Annotated in this window: 22 protein-coding genes; 6 read left to right on the top strand and 16 right to left on the bottom strand. The window is 36.3% G+C overall.

The genetic code is table 11. The features are described 5' to 3' along the window. Window positions 1-12: 12 nt before the first annotated feature. The 14 genes from ACU8DI_RS06205 to ACU8DI_RS06140 form a co-directional block, all read right to left on the bottom strand. Window positions 13-558: a hypothetical protein gene (locus ACU8DI_RS06205; protein WP_447111891.1), complete on the bottom strand. Its 546-nt coding sequence runs from the start codon at window positions 556-558 to the stop codon at window positions 13-15. A 1-nt stretch (window position 559) separates the two neighbouring features. Beyond that, window positions 560-1,375: a prohibitin family protein gene (locus ACU8DI_RS06200; protein ID WP_447111890.1), complete on the bottom strand. Its 816-nt coding sequence runs from the start codon at window positions 1,373-1,375 to the stop codon at window positions 560-562. A gap of 9 nt (window positions 1,376-1,384) precedes the next feature. Then, entirely contained in the window at window positions 1,385-3,418 is a 2,034-nt protein-coding gene (locus ACU8DI_RS06195; protein WP_447111889.1) for a VWA domain-containing protein, read from the bottom strand. A gap of 6 nt (window positions 3,419-3,424) precedes the next feature. Further along, window positions 3,425-3,961: a hypothetical protein gene (locus ACU8DI_RS06190; protein WP_447111888.1), complete on the bottom strand. Its 537-nt coding sequence runs from the start codon at window positions 3,959-3,961 to the stop codon at window positions 3,425-3,427. Between the two features lie 10 nt (window positions 3,962-3,971). Then, window positions 3,972-4,718 carry a 3-oxoacyl-[acyl-carrier-protein] reductase gene (gene fabG, locus ACU8DI_RS06185; protein ID WP_447111887.1) on the bottom strand — a complete coding sequence of 249 codons (747 nt, stop codon included), beginning with the start codon at window positions 4,716-4,718 and terminating at the stop codon, window positions 3,972-3,974. 123 nt (window positions 4,719-4,841) lie between these two features. Beyond that, window positions 4,842-5,201, bottom strand: coding sequence for a hypothetical protein (locus ACU8DI_RS06180; RefSeq protein WP_447111886.1), 360 nt, complete (start codon window positions 5,199-5,201; stop codon window positions 4,842-4,844). 147 nt (window positions 5,202-5,348) lie between these two features. Then, entirely contained in the window at window positions 5,349-6,221 is an 873-nt protein-coding gene (sucD, locus tag ACU8DI_RS06175) for a succinate--CoA ligase subunit alpha (RefSeq protein ID WP_447111885.1), read from the bottom strand. 90 nt (window positions 6,222-6,311) lie between these two features. Continuing rightward, entirely contained in the window at window positions 6,312-6,716 is a 405-nt protein-coding gene (locus tag ACU8DI_RS06170) for a nuclear transport factor 2 family protein (RefSeq protein ID WP_447111884.1), read from the bottom strand. Then, window positions 6,717-7,652, bottom strand: a complete 936-nt coding sequence (locus ACU8DI_RS06165; RefSeq protein ID WP_447111883.1) for a UDP-3-O-(3-hydroxymyristoyl)glucosamine N-acyltransferase — start codon at window positions 7,650-7,652, stop codon at window positions 6,717-6,719. A 2-nt stretch (window positions 7,653-7,654) separates the two neighbouring features. Beyond that, a complete protein-coding gene (gene efp / locus ACU8DI_RS06160; protein ID WP_447111882.1) occupies window positions 7,655-8,221 on the bottom strand; it encodes an elongation factor P in 567 nt (188 codons plus the stop codon). Between the two features lie 17 nt (window positions 8,222-8,238). Then, entirely contained in the window at window positions 8,239-9,024 is a 786-nt protein-coding gene (lpxA, locus tag ACU8DI_RS06155) for an acyl-ACP--UDP-N-acetylglucosamine O-acyltransferase (protein ID WP_447111881.1), read from the bottom strand. 1 nt (window position 9,025) lies between these two features. Then, a complete protein-coding gene (locus ACU8DI_RS06150; protein WP_447111880.1) occupies window positions 9,026-10,432 on the bottom strand; it encodes a bifunctional UDP-3-O-[3-hydroxymyristoyl] N-acetylglucosamine deacetylase/3-hydroxyacyl-ACP dehydratase in 1,407 nt (468 codons plus the stop codon). Beyond that, on the bottom strand, window positions 10,419-11,447 hold the full coding sequence (lpxD, locus tag ACU8DI_RS06145; protein WP_447111879.1) for a UDP-3-O-(3-hydroxymyristoyl)glucosamine N-acyltransferase: 1,029 nt from the start codon (window positions 11,445-11,447) through the stop codon (window positions 10,419-10,421). The genes ACU8DI_RS06150 and lpxD overlap by 14 nt, the downstream gene beginning before the upstream one ends. A 32-nt stretch (window positions 11,448-11,479) precedes the next feature. Next, on the bottom strand, window positions 11,480-12,700 hold the full coding sequence (locus ACU8DI_RS06140) for an HD domain-containing protein (RefSeq protein WP_447111878.1): 1,221 nt from the start codon (window positions 12,698-12,700) through the stop codon (window positions 11,480-11,482). A gap of 35 nt (window positions 12,701-12,735) precedes the next feature. Here ACU8DI_RS06140 and porX point away from each other — a divergent pair, with 35 nt between their 5' ends. The 4 genes from porX (at window position 12,736) to ACU8DI_RS06120 (ending at window position 16,169) form a co-directional block, all read left to right on the top strand. After that, window positions 12,736-14,289 carry a T9SS response regulator signal transducer PorX gene (gene porX / locus ACU8DI_RS06135; RefSeq protein WP_447111877.1) on the top strand — a complete coding sequence of 518 codons (1,554 nt, stop codon included), beginning with the start codon at window positions 12,736-12,738 and terminating at the stop codon, window positions 14,287-14,289. Between the two features lie 135 nt (window positions 14,290-14,424). Next, the gene (gene tsaE / locus ACU8DI_RS06130) at window positions 14,425-14,871 is read left to right on the top strand and encodes a tRNA (adenosine(37)-N6)-threonylcarbamoyltransferase complex ATPase subunit type 1 TsaE (protein WP_447111876.1); all 447 of its coding nucleotides are present in this window, start codon (window positions 14,425-14,427) and stop codon (window positions 14,869-14,871) included. Window positions 14,872-15,115: 244 nt separating this feature from the next. After that, window positions 15,116-15,658 (top strand): hypothetical protein, encoded by a 543-nt coding sequence (locus ACU8DI_RS06125; RefSeq protein ID WP_447111875.1) that lies wholly within the window; start codon window positions 15,116-15,118, stop codon window positions 15,656-15,658. 178 nt (window positions 15,659-15,836) lie between these two features. Next, the gene (locus tag ACU8DI_RS06120; protein ID WP_447111874.1) at window positions 15,837-16,169 is read left to right on the top strand and encodes a hypothetical protein; all 333 of its coding nucleotides are present in this window, start codon (window positions 15,837-15,839) and stop codon (window positions 16,167-16,169) included. A gap of 632 nt (window positions 16,170-16,801) precedes the next feature. Here ACU8DI_RS06120 and ACU8DI_RS06115 read toward each other — a convergent pair. After that, window positions 16,802-17,479, bottom strand: a complete 678-nt coding sequence (locus ACU8DI_RS06115) for a hypothetical protein (protein WP_447111873.1) — start codon at window positions 17,477-17,479, stop codon at window positions 16,802-16,804. A 10-nt stretch (window positions 17,480-17,489) separates the two neighbouring features. On the opposite strand from ACU8DI_RS06115, the gene ACU8DI_RS06110 reads away from it, so the two are divergent. Together ACU8DI_RS06110 and ACU8DI_RS06105 are read left to right on the top strand one after the other, a co-directional pair. After that, complete coding sequence (locus ACU8DI_RS06110; protein WP_447111872.1) at window positions 17,490-18,689, top strand: alanine dehydrogenase; 1,200 nt, start codon at window positions 17,490-17,492, stop codon at window positions 18,687-18,689. 14 nt (window positions 18,690-18,703) lie between these two features. Beyond that, window positions 18,704-19,075, top strand: a complete 372-nt coding sequence (locus ACU8DI_RS06105) for a hypothetical protein (RefSeq protein WP_447111871.1) — start codon at window positions 18,704-18,706, stop codon at window positions 19,073-19,075. A 52-nt stretch (window positions 19,076-19,127) separates the two neighbouring features. On the opposite strand, the gene ACU8DI_RS06100 is transcribed toward ACU8DI_RS06105, so the two are convergent. Further along, window positions 19,128-24,416 (bottom strand): T9SS type A sorting domain-containing protein, encoded by a 5,289-nt coding sequence (locus tag ACU8DI_RS06100; RefSeq protein ID WP_447111870.1) that lies wholly within the window; start codon window positions 24,414-24,416, stop codon window positions 19,128-19,130. Window positions 24,417-24,539: the final 123 nt, after the last annotated feature.

The following is a 24,539-nucleotide window of genomic DNA, read 5'->3' as shown; positions in this document are numbered from 1 at the left end:
GTATTTGGTTCTTTAATTCGTAATTTCACAAGTGGACCAAGGATATGCCACTTGGTTTTGATAATTAAGCCATCCTTCTACCTTTTTACGACCAACCTGAAACACAATTTTAGCCCAAGTTCCATTGATATCTAACAAATAAACTGGCTGACAACGATCCATTTTATGGATTCTATTAGAATTCAATGACGCTTCATCGTAAATATAAATCGTCTTATCAGCATCAGAGCTATCAATATTCAGCATCACACCCGCTTTAGGAATCCATCCGTTTCTAACATCGTTATTTTGAATTCCATCAGGCATGCTTTCAATTTGCTCAATTCTAAACCAATCGTTTTCGCTTTCAGCAATGGTAATTTTTAACCAACTTTTTTTATCAGTCGTTGGACGTAATGATGCTACAACATGACCATTGATCCCATTAAAAACTCGTAATGGCGTTGTGGATGCCGTGTCGTAATAACCTACCAAGTTTTGACTTAAATTACTGGTATGTTCACTTTGGGCAATCGCCTGTGAACCCAGTAATAAAAACAAAAACAGCAACCTTTTCATTTTATTGATTTCCTAAAATAATAGGCATTCCTGAATCTCCAGAACCGATCACAATGACTTTACTATTATCTGATTCTGATAATTTTATAGTGGCATCAATCCCTTTATCCTGTAGAATTTTATCGGTTAAAGATGCGCTAAGAATTCTGTTGGCATCGGCCTTACCTTGAGCTTCAATCCGCACTTTTTCTGCTTCTTTTTCCGCAGTCACCAATCTAAATTCATATTCAAGAGATTCTTGCTCCTGTTTAAGCTTTCTTTCAATAGCTTGTTTTATCGTTGGTGGCAATGTCACATCCCGAATTAAAATATCCTTTAAAATAATGTATTGCGGTTCGACAATTTTTTTGGTTTCTTCAAAAATTTCTTCCTGAATAGCGTCTCGCTTACTAGAGTATAATTGTTCAGGTGTATACCGTCCCACAACACTTCTTGCTGCACTTCTTATAGCAGGTTGCAGCACACGATTCAAATACTGTTCTCCTTTTTCGTTGTGTAAACGACCTAAGTTTTTATAATCTGGTATGTATAAAACCGAAGCGTCTAATTTAATATCGAGACCATTTGATGATAGTACCGACATTTTCTCAGGAACTTCCATCTGACGTGTTTCATAATCAATAACACGATTCCAAGGTGCAATAATATGAAATCCAGGCCCTAAAGGTTCTTTGTCAGGATCTACACCATTGCCCAACGTCTCATGCAGTACACCTGCATGACCTGAGTCTATAGTGACAGACGATTTTACTAATAATATTAATACGATAACAGCAAATACGATAAATGGTAATGCTATTTTAGGTAATTTTTCCATAGTTTTATTTTATATTAATCCGTTGTATTTTCTAATAAACCATTCTGCGGCAAGACTCAAGGCGATAAGTGCGAGAAGATATTTCCAATCGATTAAAGGTACAACTTTTTTAGTGCTTTTTTGTATGGTTGCAAAACGATTATCATTTATAAGGTCATTAATCAAGGCATCTGCATTGTTGATAAAGTAGGAAGCACCTCCACTATCTGATGCTAAGCTCTGTAATTTATCTACATTGGCATTTAGAAATTGTTGCTCGACATTATAATCCAAAATTTTGATACTTCCAGATTTGGAAATATTCTCGTTGGATGCTGAGACTGTAAAACTATAATCTCCAGGATCTAACCCACTTAAATCAACTTCATAGTTCGTGTTTTTTAGTATGAATGGGAATGATATCTGTTGAGCATTTTCTTTATTTTTCAACACGATGTTCAATGTGGCATTATCATCAAACTCATAATTTTTATTAAAAAACTGTGCGGTAATTCGAACATTGTCATTGCCATTATAAAAAGACTCATAATCCACGTTTAATCTTGAACGACGTTTATTTGTACTTAGATATTGTACTATTTTACCAATAAAATTATCGAAGGTATTAAACGAACCTTCGTCCCTAAACGCTTGAGCGCGCCATTTCCAAATACCTTCTCCTAAAATTAGAGCCTCTCTCTTATCATTGATTTCAAAAGTAGCCATTAAAGGTGTCTCTAATTCAGTTCCGCTAACCGTCTTAAAGAGAATGGTTTCATACGGTATCGTAAAAGACACTTCTCCAAATTCGCCTTTGAGAGGTGGAAATTCACTAAAATTAAGATTATCGACTATAAACGTAGAATAGTTTTGATTGAGTGTTGGTTGAAAATCTTCTGTTTGGTAGGTCAATTCCTGATTATAATACTCTTGAAGTTGATTGAGTAAGGTCCAATTTGTTTTAGGTCCAGCAATGATAATTTTGTTCTGTTTAAGACGGTTCATCTCATTAAATAAGGCTCTGAAATTATTCGTTGGCTGATACACGATTACTAGTTGAAAATCTGCAGATTTTTTGAGATAGTCTGACACGCTTAAAATCTCCGCATTGCGCTGTTCGTTACTCTCGATAGACTTTTTCAACGCTCCTAAATCTGGGTGCAGTATGTCTGAAACAATGGCCACATTGGTTTTTTGATCGATGACTTCAACCGCGAAATTCTTGACGTTATTAATGGTGTTTTTCTCGTTTTCAAGCGGTAACACCTGAGCCTTATAACTCATAACACCAACATTATTTGCAGGTAAGGTGACGTTAACAATTTGAGATGTTTGACTTTTGCTAAATGTGATGGGTTGCGAATAAACGACCGAATTCCCTATGCCCAATTGCAACTCTGTATTAACCGTTTTATTTCCATTGTAAGTCATCATGATTTCCACTGGAAATCTGTTTTTTAGATAGGCATATCGATTCACATTTAATTGTTGAATTTTGATATCTGTAAATGTGGTGGTATCACCCAAAACAACAGGAAAAACCGCTTGCTTAAAGCGTCTTGTGGCATAGACGTAGTCATTACCATAAGTTTGATTACCATCGGAAATGAGCACTGTAGGTGACACGGAATTATTATATATCTCTGACAATCGTTCAAAAACTAGTGATAAATTAGACTGACTATCAGCAAATGCTAAAGAATCTGATTGTTGAAAATCCTTTCCGAAACGGTAAAATTCAACATTGAAATGATTGTTCAAGGCTTCATTTTCTTTGAGACTATTGATAAGACTATTGACATTGTCCGTTTGGTTCAAATACGTCACCGATTCAGAATTATCAACCGCTACAACAAGATTTGGTTTTTCATTATAGTAAGTGACCTTGTCAAATTTCGGATTGATTAGCAGCAAAAAGATTGAAAAATAGCTAACAAATCGCAATACTGACAAGACCCATTGTCTTATGCCTTTCAGTTTTGATTGATAACCATACTGAAAAAGCGCTAATACTAGCGCTATGATTCCAGATAAAATGATATATAACAGTGTGCTATTTTGCACTTGGCTTTATTTTACTTTAATGATGTCAAATGAATTTAAAAAACGTGCAATGCTATCGTTATTATCTTTATCAGTATAACATATAACCTGCGATATATACATGGTATTTTGAACTAAATAGGCTCTAATATAAATGAATCCACCTTGCATTTCAATCTTGACACTTCTACCAGGAAAACCATTTAAGCTAATTTTATTATCAAAAACTAATTTACCGTTCACATTATTCACAGCACCGTTAACTGCACCATCCAACACAGAATTATTATAACTAGCATCTGCATTCTCAAATTGTGATTCAGGATAATCCGACTTAATGATGGAATACACCGCATTGGCATCTTCAACTGTCGGAGTATACATAACCATATGCATATCTAAAGTTCCAACAACCGTCTCAACCTTTTGAACGGTTCTTGTAGGTTCCTGAGGAAAGTATGCCAAAAAAGCTAAATCTTCCGATTTATATTTAGACCAATCTTGTGCGCGTCCAAAATTGATTGTTAGCAGGCATACAATCGTAATAATGAGTGATTTTTTCACTTTTTTTACATTAAGTTAGCATTCCGCCATCAACATTTAAGGTTTGTCCGGTGACATAAGCCGACATGTCACTAGCCAAGAAAACACAAGCATTGGCAATATCTTCAGGAGATCCTCCTCGCTTTAATGGAATAGCATTTCGCCATCCTTTAACAGTTTCTTCATCTAATTTTGCTGTCATTTCAGTTTCAATAAAACCTGGTGCAATCACATTACTTCTTATGTTCCTAGAGCCTAATTCAAGCGCTACTGATTTTGAAAAACCAATGATTCCTGCTTTCGAGGCTGCATAATTCGTTTGTCCAGCATTTCCTTTAACACCTACAACAGAACTCATATTTATGATAGAACCTTTACGTTGTTTCAGCATGGTTCTTTGAACCGCTTTCGTCATATTAAACACAGATTTAAGATTGACTTCAATGACCTTATCGAAATCCTCCTCACCCATTCGCATTAGAAGGTTGTCCTTTGTAATACCTGCATTGTTTACTAAAATATCGATACTCCCAAATGTTTCTAACACATCTTCTGCAAGCTTTTGAGCTTCTTCAAAACTCGCGGCATTACTTTGATAACCTTTGGCTTTAACGCCTAAATCGTTCAATTCCTTTTCCAAAGCATTGGCAGCTTCCACAGATGAGCTGTATGTAAACGCAACGTTAGCACCATGTTGTGCAAAAACTTCAGCAATACCTTTACCAATACCTCTACTCGCACCAGTAATAATTGCGGTTTTTCCTTCTAATAATTTCATTTTTTAATATTTATTAATTAAAATAGTTGGTATTCAAATATAGCAATTACAAGTTGCACAACATATAAAAACCTCACAAATTGTTGTGAGGTTTTTAACAGAGTTAGCGTTATTTTGTTAGTGCTATTCCACTTTATCCAAAGGTTGGATTTTAGGTTTCACTTTGCGATACACATCCATTTGTGGTTGTGTAAGAATATCATTCATTTCTCGCGTTTCAACTTGTTGCATATTAAACAAGGCATTTAATTTTTCTTTTCCTTCTAAGGTTTTCTCAATTTTTTCCCGTCTGATTAAGTATTCTTCTACTTTCTTCTGAAAGAGCATAAATTGTTTTTGAGTTAAAGCGAGTTCATCGTTATAATCTCTTGTAATACGTAAAGCTGAATCCTCGAGACTTTCATCATTATTTTGAAGCATCGGATCTTGAGCATTACCCATGACGAAAGAGAGGGTCAGGCATAGGGTTATAAAAAGTTTCATCTTGTATAAATTTTAAAATTATTGTTTTTTGGATACTTCAATAAACCTAAATACTTGGATACATCTTTGCTCATTATCAAAAAAGATTGACCCTTTCAAACAAAAAAAGCAGCCAATAGGCTGCTTTCAACATAATTTATCTAAAAATTAACCCATAACTTCGGCCACTTTTTTACCTATTTCCGCAGGTGAATTCACCACGTGAATCCCACATTCTCTCATAATGGCTTTTTTAGCTTGAGCCGTATCATCACTACCTCCAACAATCGCACCAGCGTGCCCCATAGTTCTTCCTGCAGGAGCAGTTTCACCAGCGATAAATCCTACCACAGGTTTTTTACTTCCACTATTTTGATACCATTTCGCCGCATCTGCTTCCAATTGACCACCAATCTCACCAATCATCACCACGCATTCTGTTTCTGGATCATTGATTAATAATTCAACGGCTTCTTTCGTTGTTGTACCAATAATTGGATCACCACCAATACCGATAGCTGTCGTGATACCTAAACCTTGTTTAACTACTTGATCAGCTGCTTCGTAAGTTAAGGTTCCTGATTTAGAAACAATTCCTACTTTTCCTTTCTTAAAAACGAAACCAGGCATAATACCTACTTTTGCTTCTCCAGGTGTTATAACACCAGGACAATTTGGTCCAACCAATCTACAATCTCTTCCTTTTATATAGTCAGAAGCTTTTATCATATCTGCAACAGGAATACCTTCAGTAATAGTAATAATTACCTTAATCCCAGCATCAGCAGCTTCCATAATAGCGTCTGCAGCAAATGCAGGTGGTACAAAAATAATAGTCGTGTCTGCTCCAACTTCCTTGACGGCTTCGGCTACAGTATTGAAAACAGGCTTCTCTAAATGCGTTTGTCCGCCTTTTCCTGGTGTTACACCTCCCACAACATTGGTACCGTATTCAATCATTTGGCCAGCGTGAAAAGTCCCTTCACTTCCTGTAAATCCTTGAACAATTATTTTTGAATCTTTATTTACTAAAACGCTCATTTGTGTTTGTTTTATTTGATTTATGTATCGTTTTTGACTGCAAAATTTGCTTTGCAAAAATAAGTTTTTGAATATGATTTTTAAAAGTTTTTAAACTTTTATTTCAGCATAAGAATTTAAGCTCTTAGAACTATCATCTGCCAACTGACTTATCTCATGTCCTCTAAAGAGTTTACCATCCTTAATCTCCCATATAGAGATGAAATGTGCTAAAGGATCTTCTTTTTCAGGGCGTTCAATCGGTGTCACATAAATAGTGTATCGTGCTGTCACCGTATCACCATCTTCTAATAAATGGCTTATGCGGTAATTGAAGGAATGAAAAGCTTTTTTCAAACCATTTAGCATAGATTGAATGCCCTCGAAATCCAACGTGGTAAACCCGTTACTACTATTCCATAGCAATTGACAATCTTCATGAAAAAAATCGATGGCATTGTCAGCTTTGGCCAAGTCTAAATCATAAAATTTCTTAACAAGTTCTTTTGCAGACATTTATTTCTTTTTTAGTTGCTTTATTAATTCTGGAAGTTGTCTGATATAGGCCATTTCCTTAAATTTTTCTCGAGCGTCGGTCGCTGGCGAACCAAAGTAAGTACTATTAGGAGCTGTAGTTTCGCCTAAACCAGATTGTGCATAAATCACAGTTCCTTTGGCGATAGTAATGCCACTTTTAACACCTACTTGTCCCCAGAGTGTCACTTCATCTTCAACCACGACACAGCCAGCAATCCCAGTTTGTGATGCAATCAAACACTTCTTACCTACAATGGTATCGTGACCTATTTGAATTTGATTATCTAATTTCGAACCTTCTCCAATAGTCGTGTCTCCAGTCACCCCTCGATCTATAGTACACAGGGCACCAATATCCACATGATCCTCAATAACCACACGTCCGCCAGAACGTAATTGATCAAATCCTTCAGGTCTATTTTTATAGTAGAAAGCACTGGCACCTAACACCGTTCCCGAATGAATTGTTACGTGATCACCGATGACGGTATCATCATATATACTGACATTTGAATGAATCACACAGTTTTTACCAATGCTCACATTGTTACCAATAAAACAATTGGGTTGTAAAATGGTACCCTCTCCAATTTTAGCTGAAGGGGAAATAGCCACATTAGAAGCTTTAAATGGCTTAAAATGCTGTGTTAGTTTATTGAAATCTCTAAAAGGATCATCGCTAATTAAAAGCGCTTTTCCTTCGGGACATGCCACTTGTTTATTAATGAGTACAATGGTTGCGTCTGATTGCAACGCTTTATCATAATATTTTGGATGATCCACAAAAACAATATCACCTGGTTCAACTACATGAATTTCATTCATGCCAAGAACTGGAAAATCATCAGCTCCAACATAATCTACGTCGATAAGCTTGGCGATGTCTTTTAAGGTGTAGGAACTAGGAAACTTCATGATTATTCCTTAACACGCTCTTTATAGGTTCCTTTTTCGGTTTCAATCTTAATCTTATCACCTTCATTGATAAACAGTGGTACATTTACTTCTGCTCCTGTTTCAACGGTTGCTGGTTTTGTAGCGTTCGTTGCGGTATTGCCTTTAACACCTGGTTCAGTATGAGTTACTTCTAAAATCACACTGGCTGGCATTTCCACAGATAACGGTAGGTTATCTTCCGTATTGATAAGCACGGTTACCACTTCCCCTTCTTTCATTAAATCTGGTCTATCCAAGGCCGCTTCCAACAATCTAATTTGAGTGTAATCGGCTTCGTTCATAAAATGATAAAACTCCCCATCGTTGTATAAATACTGAAATTTATGAGTCTCGACTCTCACGTCGTCAATTTTATGTCCTGCGGAAAACGTGTTGTCAATGACCTTTCCTGTGGTTACACTTTTTAATTTGGTTCTTACGAATGCTGGACCTTTTCCAGGTTTTACGTGTAAAAACTCTATAATTTTATAGATATCATGATTATATCTGATGCATAATCCATTTCTTATATCTGAAGTACTTGCCATAATTTAATTAGTCTGTTTTAATTTGATTTGAAATACCCTTTCATGATGCCTCGATGCGAGTTCTTGATGAATTGTAAGATTTCATCACGTTCGGGTGTTGCTTCCATTTCAGCTTCAATAAGGTCAGAAGCCTGAGAATTATTATAATTTTTTTGATAAAGTATGCGATAAATATCTTGAATTTCTCTGATTTTATCAGTAGAAAAACCACGTCTACGCAAACCGACAGAATTGATTCCAACATACGATAATGGCTCTCGAGCTGCTTTCACATACGGTGGCACATCTTTTCTAACCAAAGAACCACCTGTGACGAAGGCGTGATTACCAATGGAACAGAATTGATGAACAGCTGTCATTCCTGCCAATACCACATAATCTCCAACAGTTATATGACCAGCTAAGGTACTGTTATTTGAAAAGATGCAATTATTCCCTACCACACAATCGTGAGCGACATGACAGTACGCCATAATCAAGCAGTTATCACCAATCACTGTTTTCATGCGATCTGTTGTTCCTCTGTTGATGGTCACACATTCTCTGATGGTAACATTATCACCAATAATGGTTAATGTATCTTCATCATTATACTTTAAATCTTGAGGTACTGCTGAAATAACCGAACCAGGAAAAATATTACAGTTCTTTCCGATTCTAGCACCTTCCATGATGGTCACATTACTCCCAATCCAGGTGCCTTCACCAATGGTGACATTACTATTGATGGTTGTAAAAGGTTCTATTACGACATTCTTAGCAATTTTTGCTCCAGGATGTACATATGCTAGTGGTTGGTTCATCTTATTTAACTTTTGAAATTTGCGCCATTAATTCCGCTTCAGCACAAAGCTTACCATTGGCATAAGCATAGCCCTGCATATGGCAAATACCGCGACGTATAGGTGTTATGAGGTCACACTTAAAAATAAGGGTATCACCTGGCACTACTTTTTGTTTGAATTTTACTTTATCTATTTTCATAAAAAAGGTCAAGTAATTTTCAGGATCAGGAACGGTACTCAAAACTAAAATCCCACCCGTTTGCGCCATGGCCTCAACAATAAGAACTCCTGGCATCACTGGTGCTCCTGGGAAATGTCCTTTAAAGAACTCTTCGTTCATGGTCACATTCTTAACACCAATAACATGTGATTCAGACAATTCAAATATTTTATCTATCAACAAAAATGGCTGTCTGTGCGGCAGCATATCCATGATTTGATTGACGTTCATCAAAGGTTCCTGATTCAAATCTATTTGAGGGACGTTATTGCGTCGCTCATTTTTAATAACCTTGGAAATTTTCTTTGCAAATTGTGTATTGACAAAGTGTCCAGGTTTATTTGCAATTACTTTTCCTTTAATTCTTGTCCCAACTAATGCCAAATCACCTACAACATCCAATAACTTATGACGAGCCGCCTCATTAGGATGGTGTAATGTTAAGTTGTCTAGAATGCCATTCGGCTTTACGGCTATAGAATCTTTATTAAAAGCAATTCGCAATTTATCCATTGTTTCTGGCGATAATTCTTTATCCACATAAACAATGGCGTTATTTAAATCGCCACCTTTTATCAAACCATTCTCAAGTAGCATTTCCAACTCATGAAGAAAACTAAAGGTTCTTGAGTCTGAAATATCCGTTTTAAAATCAGTGATACTATTTAATGTCGCATTTTGAGTACCCAATACTTTGGTACCGAAATCGACCATTGTTGTGACTTGATATTCCTTAGCTGGCATTACCAAAATTTCACTACCAGACTCTTCATCCGAATAAGAAATGACATCGGAAACGACATATTCTTCTCTAAAATCATCTTGTTCTGTAATTCCGGCTGTTTCAAGTGCTTCTACAAAAAATTTGGAAGAACCATCCATTATTGGAGGTTCAGAAGCATCGAGTTCTATGATAGCGTTGTCAATATCCAATCCAACTAAAGCCGCAAGCACATGCTCCGAAGTTTGAATAGTCACACCATTTTTTTCTAAACAAGTACCTCTTTGGGTATTTGTCACATAATTGGCATCAGCTTCAATTACTGGTGAGCCTTCAAGATCAATTCGTCTGAAGGAAAAACCATTATTTACAGGAGCAGGACAAAAGGTAAGTGTCACATTTTTTCCTGTATGCAATCCAACGCCTGTAAGAGAAACTTTCTTCTCTATTGTTCTTTGTTTAACGTCTGTTTTAATTATTGCCATTTACTTTTTTTTCTATATCATTAATACCCTTAACAATCTTGGGTAAATTTTTAAAGTATACATATGATTTATTAAAGTCACCATAATTTAGGGCTGGCGATCCTTGTAGGACTTCATTATCCTTAACATTACGCCCTATTCCAGATTGTGCCTGAATCTTGACATTATTGCCAATAGTGATATGTCCAACAATTCCTACTTGTCCGCCAATTTGGCAATTTTCACCAATTTTAGTAGAACCTGCAATTCCAGTTTGAGCAGCAATTACTGTATTTTTTCCAATCTCTACGTTGTGTGCGATCTGAATTTGATTGTCTAGTTTCACGCCACGTCTTATCACTGTAGAACCCAGTGTTGCTCTATCAATAGTAGTCGCTGCACCTACATCAACAAAATCCTCAATAATGACATTACCCGTTTGAGGCACTTTGGTATATTCACCTTTTTCATTAGGTGCAAATCCAAATCCGTCAGCACCTATAATAGCTCCAGAATTAATGACACAATGATTTCCAATATGACATTCTGAATATATTTTAGCTCCAGAAAACACAATGGTATTGTCACCTATAACGACGTTGTCACCAATATAAGAACTTGGAAAGATCTTCACATTCTTACCAATCACCACGTTATCACCAATATAACTAAAAGCACCGACGTAAATATCATCTCCAAGATTGGCTGATTCAGAGATATATGAAGGTTGCTCGATTCCGTGCTTATTCAACTTTACTTGATTGTAGTATTCCAAAAGTTTGGAAAACGACTTGTAAGCGTCCTCTACTTTGATCAAGGTTGTTGAAATTTCATTTTCAGGTTCGAAAGATTTATTCACTATGGTAATAGAGGCCTTCGTCGAATAAATAAATGACTTATACTTAGGATTAGCCAGGAAGGTTAATGAGCCTTCTGTTCCCTCTTCTATTTTTGAAAGTTTAGAAACTTCAACCTCGGGATCACCTACGATATCACCTTCTAAAATTCCAGCTATTTGTTGTGCTGTAAAGTTCATTCTCGCAAAAATATGAAAAATTGTGTTAACGTTTATTTAGGATAACAGATATAATATTTTGTAATCGGTTTGGACAAGGCTTTAATACTAAAAAGATCAGATGCTTTGGTCATATTTACAACCTTTCCTGTTTTCAATAATATTTTGATAGTTTGCTTATCTGATTGGTATGCTTGATTAGAAATTTCATCCATGAACACGAAATATTCGGTGTCTTTTTTTGAAATTGGATAACGCTCCATCAAGCGGTTGATATGTTTGTCTAAAGTTACTGGCTTTATAGGTTTATTCTTAATTTTAATTTTTAAGAGATCTCTATTGATGAGCATGTCGCAAAGATTTCTCAAAATAAAATCATCGTGATATTGCCATGCTTTCATAGCTGAAATGATATCGGTATCATCCAATCGAGAAAAGGTTTCCAACACCTTCTCATCAAAGTTTTTTGCAGAAATTTCGTTTTTCAGAAAATAAGACAAGGCATCGCTCGACTGAAGTTGCACACCTTGACTTGTGAGTTCTTTAGCGCGCTTAAGAACTCTAGTTAGCAATTGTTCTGCTACTAATCCTGTTTTATGTAAATACACTTGCCAGTACATAAAACGTCTCGCTACCAAAAATTTTTCAACACTATATATTCCTTTTTCTTCTACTACCAAGGTGTTATTCACAACATTCAACATGGTTATAAGACGTTCACTATTGATATTACCCTCAGCAACACCTGTGTAAAAACTATCACGTTTCAAATAATCGGCTCTGTCCATATCAAATTGACTCGAAATGAGCTCACATAGAAATGGCCTATGGTAGTTCCCTTCGAAAATTTGTATGGCAAGCGTTAAACTTCCGTTAAATTCTTCATTGAGTTTTTTCATAAATAACATTGAAATTTCCTCATGAGATATGCCATTTACAATACTATGTTCCATGGCATGTGAAAACGGTCCATGACCAATATCATGTAATAAAATTGCGATGTAGAGCGCTTTCTCCTCTTCATTTGAAATGGTAACTCCTTTAAAACGAAGCACATTCACAGCTTTCTGCATTAAATACATACAACCGATGGCATGATGAAATCGGGTGTGATGCGCACCAGGATATACCAGATAAGACAAACCCATTTGTGAAATCCTACGCAAGCGTTGAAAGAATTTATGTTCGATTAAATCGAATATTTCAGAATTCGGAATCGTAATAAATCCGTAAATTGGGTCGTTAAAGATTTTAAGTTTGTTGTGAGTCTTCAAACGATAGCTTTTACATTAATTTTAAACAAATATACATGAACACTATAAATATTCTTTGGGTTGACGACGAAATCGATCTACTTAAACCTCATATCATCTTTTTAGAGCAGAAACAATATAACGTTACCACTTGTCAAAGTGGCACGGAAGCCCTAGAAATTATTGATGATGCTAATTTCGATATCGTCTTTCTAGATGAGAATATGCCAGGACTAACAGGTCTTGAAACCTTAAATGAAATTAAGGAAAAACGAGCCAATCTTCCTGTAGTTATGATTACAAAAAGTGAGGAAGAGTATATTATGGAAGAAGCCATTGGGAACAAGATTGCTGATTATTTAATAAAGCCAGTGAATCCTAATCAAATCTTACTGAGCTTGAAAAAGAATTTGGACCATTCTCGTTTAATTTCAGAAAAGACCACGTCTAATTATCAGCAAGAATTTAGAAAAATAGCCATGGATTTATCTATGGTAAATTCATTTGAAGAATGGAGTGATTTGTACCAGAAACTTATTTATTGGGAATTACAGTTAGAAGATATTGAAGATGTAGGAATGACTGAGATTTTAGAATCTCAAAAAACGGAGGCCAACGTCCAGTTTGGGAAATTCATTGAATCTAACTATGCGTCTTGGTTTGAATCTAATGCTGCTGCGCCAACCCTATCGCATCAACTATTCAAAGACAAGGTTGTTCCAGAATTAAGTGACGATCAACCCACATTACTAGTGGTCATTGATAATTTACGTTATGACCAGTGGAAAGCTTTTGAGCCCATAGTAAATAACTATTACAAAAAGGCTTCAGAAGAACCATTTTATAGCATTTTACCAACAGCCACACAATATGCAAGAAATGCGATTTTTTCTGGGTTAATGCCTCTTGATATGGAAAAGAAACACCCAGATTTATGGAAGAACGACATCGATGAAGGTGGTAAAAACTTACATGAAGAAGAATTTTTAAATGCACAATTGAAACGCTTGGGATTGCAAAACCTGAGAACCGAATATCATAAAATCACCAATTTAAAGGCTGGTAAAAAATTAGTAGAAAACTTTAAAACGCTTAAAGACAATGATCTCTCTGTGATTGTTTATAATTTTGTTGATATGCTGTCGCATTCAAAAACTGAAATGGATGTTGTAAAGGAGCTTGCCTCTAATGACAAAGCCTATCGGTCCCTAACCGTAAGTTGGTTTAAAAACTCGCCGTTGCTGGAAATGATTCAACAGGCGCAGAATCTCGGATTTAAGCTCATTTTAACGACAGACCATGGGACTATCAATGTTAAAAATCCGTCAAAGGTCATTGGAGATCGTGACACCAGTCTGAATTTAAGATACAAAACCGGTAGAAGTCTCACTTATGAAGATAGAGAAGTCTTAGCTGTTAAGGATCCAAAAGAAGTGAAACTACCAGCCTTGACAATGAGTAGTTCATTCATTTTTGCAAAAGGAGACTATTTTTTAGCGTATCCAAATAACTTCAATCACTACGTTAGTTATTACAGAAATACGTATCAGCATGGCGGCGTTTCGTTAGAAGAAATGATCATTCCATTCGTGGTCATGAATCCGAAGTAAAAGTCTATGTAATGCATAAATATCCGATGAAATACACTTTTTTCTAGTTTTTTTGATAAATTTTGTGTATCATTGCTTGTTGAAATAGGCAAAAAATTGTTTTTGCTGATAATATGCGAATCATCCATGATTGAAATGACCTTTCAAATAGAAGAACTAAGTTCTGTAGCAAAACAAATTTTAGACCATTGTGAATCTAAAACGGTTTTGTTCAATGGTGATATGGGTGTAGGTAAAACGACACTCATCAAAAGCTTGGTTCGTGCCTTAGGTAGCACGGATGTGGTTAGTAGTCCCACTTTTTCAATTGTGAATGAATATTCAGCGGATGACACTAGCATATATCATTTTGATCTTTATCGAATAAACGATGAAGAGGAAGCCTTGAATTTCGGTTTTGAAGATTATTTTCAAGATGATCATTGGGTGTTTATAGAATGGCCTGATCGTGCTTTGAGTCTCATGCCAGAAGATGCCGTAATTATTAATATTTCTTGCAAAGATCAAACCTCAAGAACCCTCAAATTGAGCCAAAATAGAACATTAACCCAGAAAAACGCTATGGAGCAGTACAAAATTTAGAAAATAAATTGGCAGCTTAACACCACGTTATTGCTGGTATTTACGGAAAAACCGTAACAATAAGGTGATTGAAAGGTCCGTTTTTAACAGTCCGTTTAACTAATTAGAATATAGGCACTTCTTATATTTGAACAATTAATTAATTTAATCCCTTATATTATGAAGACTAAAAAGTACGTACTAGCAATCGCTATTTTCGGTGGAATGTTGTTTACAGCTCATGCAACTGATTTAATCAACTTAGATGGACAAACAACAACAAACGTCGATAAAAAGTCAATCAAAGTTCCGACAAGGGGCTAACAGAAAAATATTATTGGGAAGTTTAACAGCTATATTCATAGCGACTTCTCCATACCTATTTTATTTATATGAAGGTGTTCCTAAGCAAAAAACTTGGGACACCTTTTTATTTACCTACGAAAGTGGACTTTATGAAAATGCTAATACAGCTATGTGGATTTTAACAGGTAAAGCTGTGCCTGCTGTGTTTCTTTTTATTTGGTTCTTTACCTGCAGACATTGGTGGTACCATGTAATTTTGGTTCCTATCACGATGTTTATTTATCAAATTACATCTTTCTTTTTTGATGATTCAAGTACTCTAGATGAATTTCAAATAATTTATTTATTACCAATCATGGCAATTGTTGTCCCGTCAATTTATTTGATAAGAGCAAAAATGTTCAATAAAATAAATAATGCTGGTAAATCCATGCAGGAATTGGAGGAAGAATTTATGATGAAGCCCAAAGGTGTTTGGGGTAAAATCAAGCAATATTTTTAATTTTTTAATCCTTTTATTATTATTTTCTGCATTTCTAAAGAAACATTTCTGTTTAAAGCAATAGAAAATATTCAGAACATCCGCCTCTTAAAATAAAAATCTGTTACATTTGTAGAGATGACTATTTTATTACTCTTGTAAATCCCTATTAGAAATGAGTAAAACCATAAATCGGATTATGCAGCTGGTCTCCGCTTTAAATATGAGTGCCAGGCAATTTGATATATCCATTGGTACCGCTAATGGATACATTCTTCGTATGCAAAAAAATAATGCCTCTGTGGGAAGTGATGTTATTGAACGTATTGTAAAAGAATACCCACAAGTAAATTTGGTGTGGTTAATTACTGGAAAAGGTGAAATGTTTAAGGAAGTAACAACATCACCTAAGACTAGGACCAAAGCGGAAATTGAATCTTATATCGATGACAGGTTAAAAGCTCAATGGTCTGAAGAAAAGAAGGCTCTCCTTGATGAAATAATAAAGGAGATTGAAGCTGCTAAGAAATAGTATTAATTATAAGTTGTTAGTAGTTCTCTTAATTGAATCAACTTGATGAGGTATACTCTTTTGTCCATATTCTCTTTTTCCAAATAGAGTTTTTTCATTTCTCGATGTACATTCCTATAATTCTGTGCTTTAAAAGAAGAGAGCTTAATTAAAGATTTGTTTATTTTTTCATTTATTTTTTGATTATAATTCTTGTTATGTTTAAAATAACCAAGTCTATTTGAAATCAAAAAAAGAATTAATAAATATGGAATAGAAAAATAAAATACTTCATAATTATGAGAAGTTGAAACATCGTAACCGAAGTTAGACACTTTAAATAATGAAATTAGCTTATAAATCTCCAAGTGAATTGGAACTATTAATATAAACCGCCAAAAGTGCTTGCAAGTTAAATACCAAATTGTAAGTATTGAAAGAGTAAAGATTTTTAAATTCATGAACCAAAACATATAATTCGCATTATCAAATTGGCCAGAATCAAAACTAAACAATTTATTTTCCCAAACCTTTGACTCAGGCACGAATAAATAAGTGTAGAAAATAAAAGGTAAGATCAAAATAAGTATTACAATTATAATCTCATATCGGAGATATTTATAAAAATTAATATGTGCCCTTTTTTTCATAACCTATATTTTGTAAAAATCATCTCTTATTTTTATTAACTCTCTTAAATATTCATCTTCTTTATCAGTGTTTTTCTTGAGATTTGAAACTCTATTTTTCAACTCGTCAAGACGATTATATTTATTATTCTCTAATTCGAAGAACACCGCATCAATTTCTCGATCTAGATTTTTACCAATTTTTAATGATAAACTATATAAATAGAGTCTGCGTAAAAAAAAAGAAATTAAAAAAATTAATGGTATTGTAATAGGGAGACTTGTTAAAAACTCTACTTCATCAACCTGCCTTGTTGTATTTCCTAAAACATTAGCAATTTTAAAAATCTCAATTGAAGCAATAATAAGTATAGAAATTTTCCACCAATTCTTACATGTAAAATACCAAATTAAACTAAAGAATAAAATTAAAAGTTTCATTTTCAAAAAGTAAAAGAAACTTGCTACGTCTTGAAAACCAAAACTCCCGATTTTGAACAAATAAAAATCGACTTCAATTCTATTTTCCTCAACAATATCTAAAAAATACCCAAACGTCAGTACCAGAATTAGTACGACAATAAAAATATCTTTGTAAGTAATTTGTTTTAACATACGAACAATATAGAAAATTATCTCTAATATAGTTATAAAAACTAATTTTGTAAAAAATGAATTTTTATTTGTAATTTGAATTTCCAATTTTACATACATGAGCAAATCGCTATCGCCTTTTACTAAAGCACAATTATTACCTCAAGAAGAAACTCTTGAAATCTTCAAAAAAAAAGGGGATTTATTTATTGGCATTCCCAAGGAAACCCATTTTCAAGAAAAACGAGTCTGTTTAACACCTGACGCTGTATCTGCCTTAGTCTCTAATGGACACCGTGTCATGATTGAATCAGGTGCTGGTGAAGGTGCTAACTTCAAAGACAAAACCTATAGTGAAGCAGGTGCCGAAATTACTAAAGACACATCAAAAGTGTTCTCCTGCCCTATTATTTTGAAGGTTGAACCACCTTCATTGGATGAAATCAAACAAATTAATCCACAAACCTTGCTTATTTCAGCATTACAACTCAAGACTCAAAGTAAAAAATACTTCGAAGCCTTAGCTTCAAAACGTGTAACTGCCTTAGCTTTTGAGTTTATTAAAGATGATGATGGTGCTTATCCTGCCGTACGATCTCTAAGCGAAATCGCCGGAACTGCCTCTATTTTGATTGCTTCAGAATTGCTGTCTAATGTCAATAATGGCAATGGTTTGATGTTTGGAAACATTAGTGGTGTTCCTCCTACCGAAGTGGTCATCATTGGTGCTGGAACTGTTGGTGAATTTGCTGCGCGATCTGCTCTCGGATTAGGTGCTAACGTTAAGATTTTTGATAATTCAATCACCAAATTAAGATGTGTTCAATCTAACTTAGGCCGCACTTTATACACATCAACCCTTCAACCAAAAAACCTTATTAAAGCCTTAAAACGATGTGATGTTGCCATTGGCGCTGTACGTGGAAAAAACAGATCACCTATTGTCGTGACTGAAGCTATGGTGAATACCATGAAAACAGGTGCCGTTGTTATTGATGTTAGCATTGATATGGGTGGTTGTTTTGAAACGAGCGAAGTCACCAATCATGATAAACCAACTTTTGAATATAATGGTGTTGTTCACTATTGTGTGCCAAATATACCTGCTAGGTATTCGCGTTCTGCTTCAGTTTCCATAAGTAATATTTTTACGCCTTACCTATTAAAGATTGCTGAAGATGGCGGAATAGAAAATGCTATCCGATTTGATCGCGGATTGAAAAATGGGTTGTACTTTTACCACGGAATTTTAACAAATAAATCGGTAGCCGATTGGTTTGATCTTGACTTTAGCGATGTCAATTTGTTAATTTTCTAGCTAAAACAACACAAATGAAATTGATACACCGCGTTGGCTATTATTTAGGAGGATTCTCTATTGGCCTTGTTTTACTCGCTTTTTTCCTGGGTGGAAAAAAAACGTCTTGCTCCTATGGACCAAACGCCAGAACGATTAAGAATATTTCTATTAAAAAGCATTTTTATTCAGAAGCTGCTCAGGCTTCCATGGCTTCATACAATTTGGATACGCTTGTCATTTCCAACTTAATTAAAACAGGAGATGTCAACTTTGCTGAAAGCGATACAAAATCTGAGGGTTGCAAAACGTACCTCATCGAAAACGAGCTTCATGACAAACCCGTCGAGCTTCGTGTTTTAAATTGTGATTCTACAGCGACTATTCAATCCTTTATGTTCAAATAAAAAACCATTGCATATGCAATGGTTTTTAAACTCAAATTGTTTTATTGGGCATTCATCGGATAGGTATTTTCTTGGTAATTTTAGTGTCATCATAAATGAGTTGAACCATATAAACACCTCTTGCATAAGCACTAGCATTAATAGTTCTAGTCATTTGTGATTGCGTTTGCACTTCGGAAGGACTAAACATCTCCGTATAAATTTGTCGTCCATTCAAGTCATAAATGGAGATTCCTCTTGCATTAACATTATTTAATCCATTAATCTTTACTTTAATTAAGTCGTTCAACGGATCTTGATAAACGATAAATTCAAAGGCTTGCGATTCTTCAGGTAATTCAACAATACTACAGTTCTCTACATAAACCATCACTGTGTCTTCATCGCTATCTAATGCATTATAAACCAACACTGAATATTCGGTGTCCTCGTTTGGCGATACTTCAATGCTTTGAGTAGTTTCTCCAGTACTCCATAAATACGCTTCGCCACCATTGGCGGTTAATGTAATAGTTTCATCGCTACAAATTGTCATGTCGTCTCCAGCATCTGCTTGTACCGTTTCAACAACATTAACTACTATCGATTTGGTGTCTTCACAGTTATTGATAAAACCTGTAACTTCATAAACGGTGGTTGTCATCGGACTAACGGCAATATTAGGCTGTGTCGCACCATTGTTCCATACATATGAATTGGCACCTGAAGCCGAAAGCGTTACAAATTCTCCTTCAAGAATCATGACTTCATCTCCATTCATAATGACAACATTTGGATTTGGATTAACTCCAACGGTCACATCTGCCTCTGCTTGATATTCATCAAGAAAAACAGTCACAGTGTATGTCTGTGTATTAGAAGGTGACACAGTGATACTTTGAGTTGTTTCGCCAGTACTCCATAAATAGGCATCACCCTCGGTCGCTGTTAAAGTTGTCTCGTAACCTTGACAAATAGCTACATCTCCTCCGGCACTTACCGTAAATTCGAACGGCTCAACAGTTACCAAAATAGTGTCTGTAGACTCACAGCCATTCGAGAACCCAGTAACACTGTATGTTGTTGTTCCTGTTGGACTCACCGTAATACTTGCAGTAGTCTCTCCTGTACTCCATAAGTAGGTATCTGCACCTGTCGCAGTTAATGTGGTTGATGCTCCTTCGGTGATGGTCACATCTTGGCCTGCATCTGTATTAGGAAGGGCATTTACCGTGACCGTAACACTTGCTTGGTCTGATGCGGTTTGATTCGTATTAAAGACTGTTACGGTATAAGTAGTCGTTACTGAAGGTGCTACTGAAATACTCGGAGTGGTCTCTCCTGTACTCCACTGGTAACTTGCGCCTCCTGAAGCTGTCAAAACAGTACTCTCACCAGCACAAATACTAACATCTGTTCCTGCATCTGCGGTGACGTTCTCTGTGTTTACCGTGACTGTCACATCATCTGAAGATTCGCAGCTATTCGAGAATCCTGTAACACTGTATGTAGTTGTTCCTGTTGGACTCACCGTAATACTTGCAGTGGTCTCTCCTGTACTCCATAAGTAAGTATCTGCACCTGTCGCAGTTAATGTGGTGGATGTTCCTTCGGTGATGGTTACATCTTGGCCTGCATCTGTATTAGGAAGGGCATTTACCGTGACCGTAACACTTGCTTGGTCTGATGCGGTTTGATTCGTATTAAAAACTGTTACTGTGTAAGTAGTCGTTACTGAAGGTGCTACCGAAATACTCGGAGTGGTCTCTCCTGTACTCCATTGGTAGCTTGCGCCTCCTGAAGCTGTCAAAACAGTACTCTCGCCAGCACAAATACTAACATCTGTTCCTGCATCTGCGGTGACGTTCTCTGTGTTTACCGTGACTGTCACATCATCTGAAGATTCGCAACCATTTGAGAACCCTGTAACACTGTATGTGGTTGTTCCTGCTGGACTCACCGTAATACTTGCAGTGGTCTCTCCTGTACTCCATAAGTAAGTATCTGCACCTGTCGCAGTTAATGTGGTTGATGCTCCTTCGGTGATGGTCACATCTTGGCCTGCATCTGTATTAGGAAGGGCATTTACCGTGACCGTAACACTTGCTTGGTCTGATGCGGTTTGATTCGTATTAAAAACTGTTACTGTGTAAGTAGTCGTTACTGAAGGTGCTACCGAAATACTCGGAGTGGTGTCTCCTGTACTCCACTGGTAGCTTGCACCTCCTGAAGCTGTCAAAACAGTACTCTCGCCAGCACAAATACTAACATCTGTTCCTGCATCTGCGGTGACATTCTCTGTGTTTACCGTGACTGTCACATCATCTGAAGTTTCGCAGCCATTCGAAAACCCTGTAACACTGTATGTGGTTGTTCCTGCTGGACTCACCGTAATACTTGCAGTGGTCTCTCCTGTACTCCATAAGTAGGTATCTGCACCTGTCGCAGTTAATGTGGTTGATACTCCTTCGGTGATGGTCACATCTTGACCTGCATCTGTATTAGGAAGGGCATTTACCGTGACCGTAACACTTGCTTGGTCTGATGCGGTTTGATTGGTATTAAAGACTGTTACTGTGTAAGTAGTCGTTACTGAAGGTGCTACCGAAATACTCGGTGTTGTGTCTCCTGTACTCCACTGGTAACTTGCGCCTCCTGAAGCTGTCAAAATGGTACTCTCACCAGCACAAATACTAACATCTGTTCCTGCATCTGCAGTGACGTTCTCTGTGTTTACCGTGACTGTCACATCATCTGAAGTTTCGCAGCCATTCGAGAACCCTGTAACATTGTATGTGGTTGTTCCTGCTGGACTCACCGTAATACTTGCAGTGGTCTCTCCTGTACTCCATAAGTAAGTATCTGCACCTGTCGCAGTTAATGTGGTTGATGCTCCTTCGGTGATGGTCACATCTTGGCCTGCATTAGTGTTTGGTAAGGCGTTGACCGAAACGACCACTGTAGCTATAGATGAACAGTTGTTTTCGGATACCTCAACAGTATAATTTGTAGTAGTTAATGGACTTACTGAAATAGATTGTGACGTTTCACCGTTACTCCACAAGTACGTCGATCCACCAGTAGCTGTCAAAACGGTACTCTCACCGGCACAAATACTAACATCTGTTCCTGCATCTGCTTGTGGAATAGCATTCACCGTTACGGTGACACTATCTTGATCTTGATTATTACCAGAAACACTAAAAGCGGTTACTGTATACGTCGTGGTCTCTGTTGGAGAGACCTCAATATTCTGTGTTGTTTCTCCAGTACTCCATAAATAAGTTGATCCTCCAGATGCTGTAAGTATAACGCTTTCTCCGTTACAAATCCCAGTATCGTCTCCAGCATTGGCAACGACACTGTCATCTACCAAAAAAACGGTAACGGTATCAGAAGATTGACAATTATTGGTAGTACCTGTGACAGAATAAGACGTATCTAAAATTGGGTTAACTGAAATGGTTTGTGTAGTTTCACCAGTACTCCACAAATATGTATCTGCACCAGTTGCGGTAAGCGTCACACTTTCACCTATAAAAATAGTTTGATCTTCTCCAGCGTCTACTATTGGTAAATCATTAACAGTTACCAAAACAGCATCTGTACTTACACATCCATTTTGTGTTACCTCAACAGAATATGTAGTCGTTTGAGTTGGATTCACTGTTATAGATGCAGAAGTTTCTCCTGTATTCCATTGATAAGAAGTTCCTCCCGATGCTGTTAATGTCACTGAAGTTCCAATACATGTTTCAACATCTTCACCAGCATTTGCAATAGGTAATTCATTAACTGTGATGGTCACCGTATCCTGAGTTGTACTTCCATCAGAGTGAGTTCCTGTCACCGTATAGGTTGTAGTCACAGTTGGAGATACCGAAATACTACTTGTCGTTTCTGAATTGGGGCTCCAATCATAGGAATCAGCGCCAGAAGCCGTTAAAGTTACTGACTGACCTTCACAAATAATTGTAGTATCCGCAGAAATGGAAACTTGACTACCTGAAGTTGAAGCGATATCAACACCATTCAAAAAATCTTCTAAATCAGGATAGCCATTTCCGTCGGTGTCAACCGTTCCATCGTTAGAAAGACTATTAAACGTATTGAGTTCCCAAAGATCGGCCATTCCATCATTATCAGAATCATAGTTGCTAGGTCTTGAATTATTAGGCAAAGTTGGGAGTGTCCAATTCTTATTAAACGGATCACTACTGATATTGTTTTGAACATTACCAATCTTCAAAACATCAAAGCTATCTTGATAATTCCCATAAGAACCATCTGGATTTAAAAATTTATTAGCACCTACATCTGATAAAACATCAGTGTAAGCTTGTTGTGCCGTTGTAATGGTAGGGTTTTCAAGTAGTGGATGCATGGTAGAAGAAAAGTGACTGTCTGATAACCAAGCATTAGTATAAAAATTTTGCCATAAATTACGATCATCAACTTGAGGTGTCGTGTAATATGTTGAATGATAATTATTTGCTGTATAAATGTTTCCCGTGATATTCTGAACCTTATTAGCACTACCGTTTAAAGTAAAGTCCCCTGGTTTTAGGTAGTTTCCTATAAAATTAATTTCTGGGCTTCCTGCATTGGCATTAGTAAGTCGCGATCCCCAATTAAAGTAGACATTGTTGATAATGTCATATTGCAATGTACCTCCTGCATTCGGTGTTCTATGTCCTTGATCCACATATAAATTATTAATAGAGGTCATATCACCTGTTGGATAGTTACTGTTTAACCCAACAATTACGGCTGTAGCGTTTTCAGAAAACACACAATTTTGAATCGTAATATCTCTTAATGCACCCCAATCACCTCCCATAGAAATGGCTTGGTCGTCACAAAAACTAAAACTACAATGATCAAAAACAAGTCCGTCACATCCAGTCGAAATAATTCCGTTATGCTCTCTTACGTCGGGCTGACCGTTGTATCGACCATTTCTAAATCTTACATAACGCCAAATCACATTATTACACGGTTGTGAAGGCCTGTTGTAACCGCCACCCATTTGAATCAAATGATTGGATATGGTAATACCGCCTTCAGGTGCTGTTTGACCCGCAACTGTGAAGTTTGAGTTTTCTTGTATTAGTTCAATCGCAGATGTCAATGTGATGGTACCACTGACTTCAAAAACAATCGTTCGAGGAACGGTCATCATTAGTGCAGCTCGTAAACTTCCAGGTCCGGAATTGTTCAGATTAGTTACCTTTACAACAATACCGCCTCTTCCACCAGTAACGTAGCTACCAGCACCTTTTATTGAGGGAAATGCTTTGGTTTGAGAAAATGAGTTGAGGGACAAAACAGTCAATACGAATACAAAAACTATTCTCTTCACAAAATAGTTTGTACTGCCTAAACGTAGGCATAGTGAATTTGGGGACTTCATTTGCTATTAATATTTGGGGCTTGTAATTAATTATGGGTCAATCTATATAATATTTGTCAAAAAAGACGTTTA

This window comes from Psychroserpens sp. BH13MA-6, assembly GCF_052983595.1.
Note: the sequence above shows the minus strand (reverse complement) of the source record. Positions and strands in the feature narration are given on the sequence as shown.

Excerpts from the sequence above, each read along its gene's own strand:
- ACU8DI_RS06180 (WP_447111886.1), bottom strand. The coding sequence starts at position 5,201 with ATGAAACTTTTTATAACCCTATGCCTGACCCTCTCTTTCGTCATGGGT.
- ACU8DI_RS06200 (WP_447111890.1), bottom strand. The coding sequence starts at position 1,375 with ATGGAAAAATTACCTAAAATAGCATTACCATTTATCGTATTTGCTGTT.
- lpxA (WP_447111881.1), bottom strand. The coding sequence starts at position 9,024 with ATGAACCAACCACTAGCATATGTACATCCTGGAGCAAAAATTGCTAAG.
- ACU8DI_RS06105 (WP_447111871.1), top strand. The coding sequence starts at position 18,704 with ATGAAATTGATACACCGCGTTGGCTATTATTTAGGAGGATTCTCTATT.
- sucD (WP_447111885.1), bottom strand. The coding sequence starts at position 6,221 with ATGAGCGTTTTAGTAAATAAAGATTCAAAAATAATTGTTCAAGGATTT.
- ACU8DI_RS06165 (WP_447111883.1), bottom strand. The coding sequence starts at position 7,652 with ATGAAGTTTCCTAGTTCCTACACCTTAAAAGACATCGCCAAGCTTATC.
- efp (WP_447111882.1), bottom strand. The coding sequence starts at position 8,221 with ATGGCAAGTACTTCAGATATAAGAAATGGATTATGCATCAGATATAAT.
- fabG (WP_447111887.1), bottom strand. The coding sequence starts at position 4,718 with ATGAAATTATTAGAAGGAAAAACCGCAATTATTACTGGTGCGAGTAGA.
- ACU8DI_RS06170 (WP_447111884.1), bottom strand. The coding sequence starts at position 6,716 with ATGTCTGCAAAAGAACTTGTTAAGAAATTTTATGATTTAGACTTGGCC.
- ACU8DI_RS06120 (WP_447111874.1), top strand. The coding sequence starts at position 15,837 with ATGCAGCTGGTCTCCGCTTTAAATATGAGTGCCAGGCAATTTGATATA.
- ACU8DI_RS06125 (WP_447111875.1), top strand. The coding sequence starts at position 15,116 with ATGGACAAACAACAACAAACGTCGATAAAAAGTCAATCAAAGTTCCGA.
- ACU8DI_RS06205 (WP_447111891.1), bottom strand. The coding sequence starts at position 558 with ATGAAAAGGTTGCTGTTTTTGTTTTTATTACTGGGTTCACAGGCGATT.
- lpxD (WP_447111879.1), bottom strand. The coding sequence starts at position 11,447 with ATGAACTTTACAGCACAACAAATAGCTGGAATTTTAGAAGGTGATATC.
- porX (WP_447111877.1), top strand. The coding sequence starts at position 12,736 with ATGAACACTATAAATATTCTTTGGGTTGACGACGAAATCGATCTACTT.
- ACU8DI_RS06110 (WP_447111872.1), top strand. The coding sequence starts at position 17,490 with ATGAGCAAATCGCTATCGCCTTTTACTAAAGCACAATTATTACCTCAA.
- ACU8DI_RS06150 (WP_447111880.1), bottom strand. The coding sequence starts at position 10,432 with ATGGCAATAATTAAAACAGACGTTAAACAAAGAACAATAGAGAAGAAA.
- tsaE (WP_447111876.1), top strand. The coding sequence starts at position 14,425 with ATGACCTTTCAAATAGAAGAACTAAGTTCTGTAGCAAAACAAATTTTA.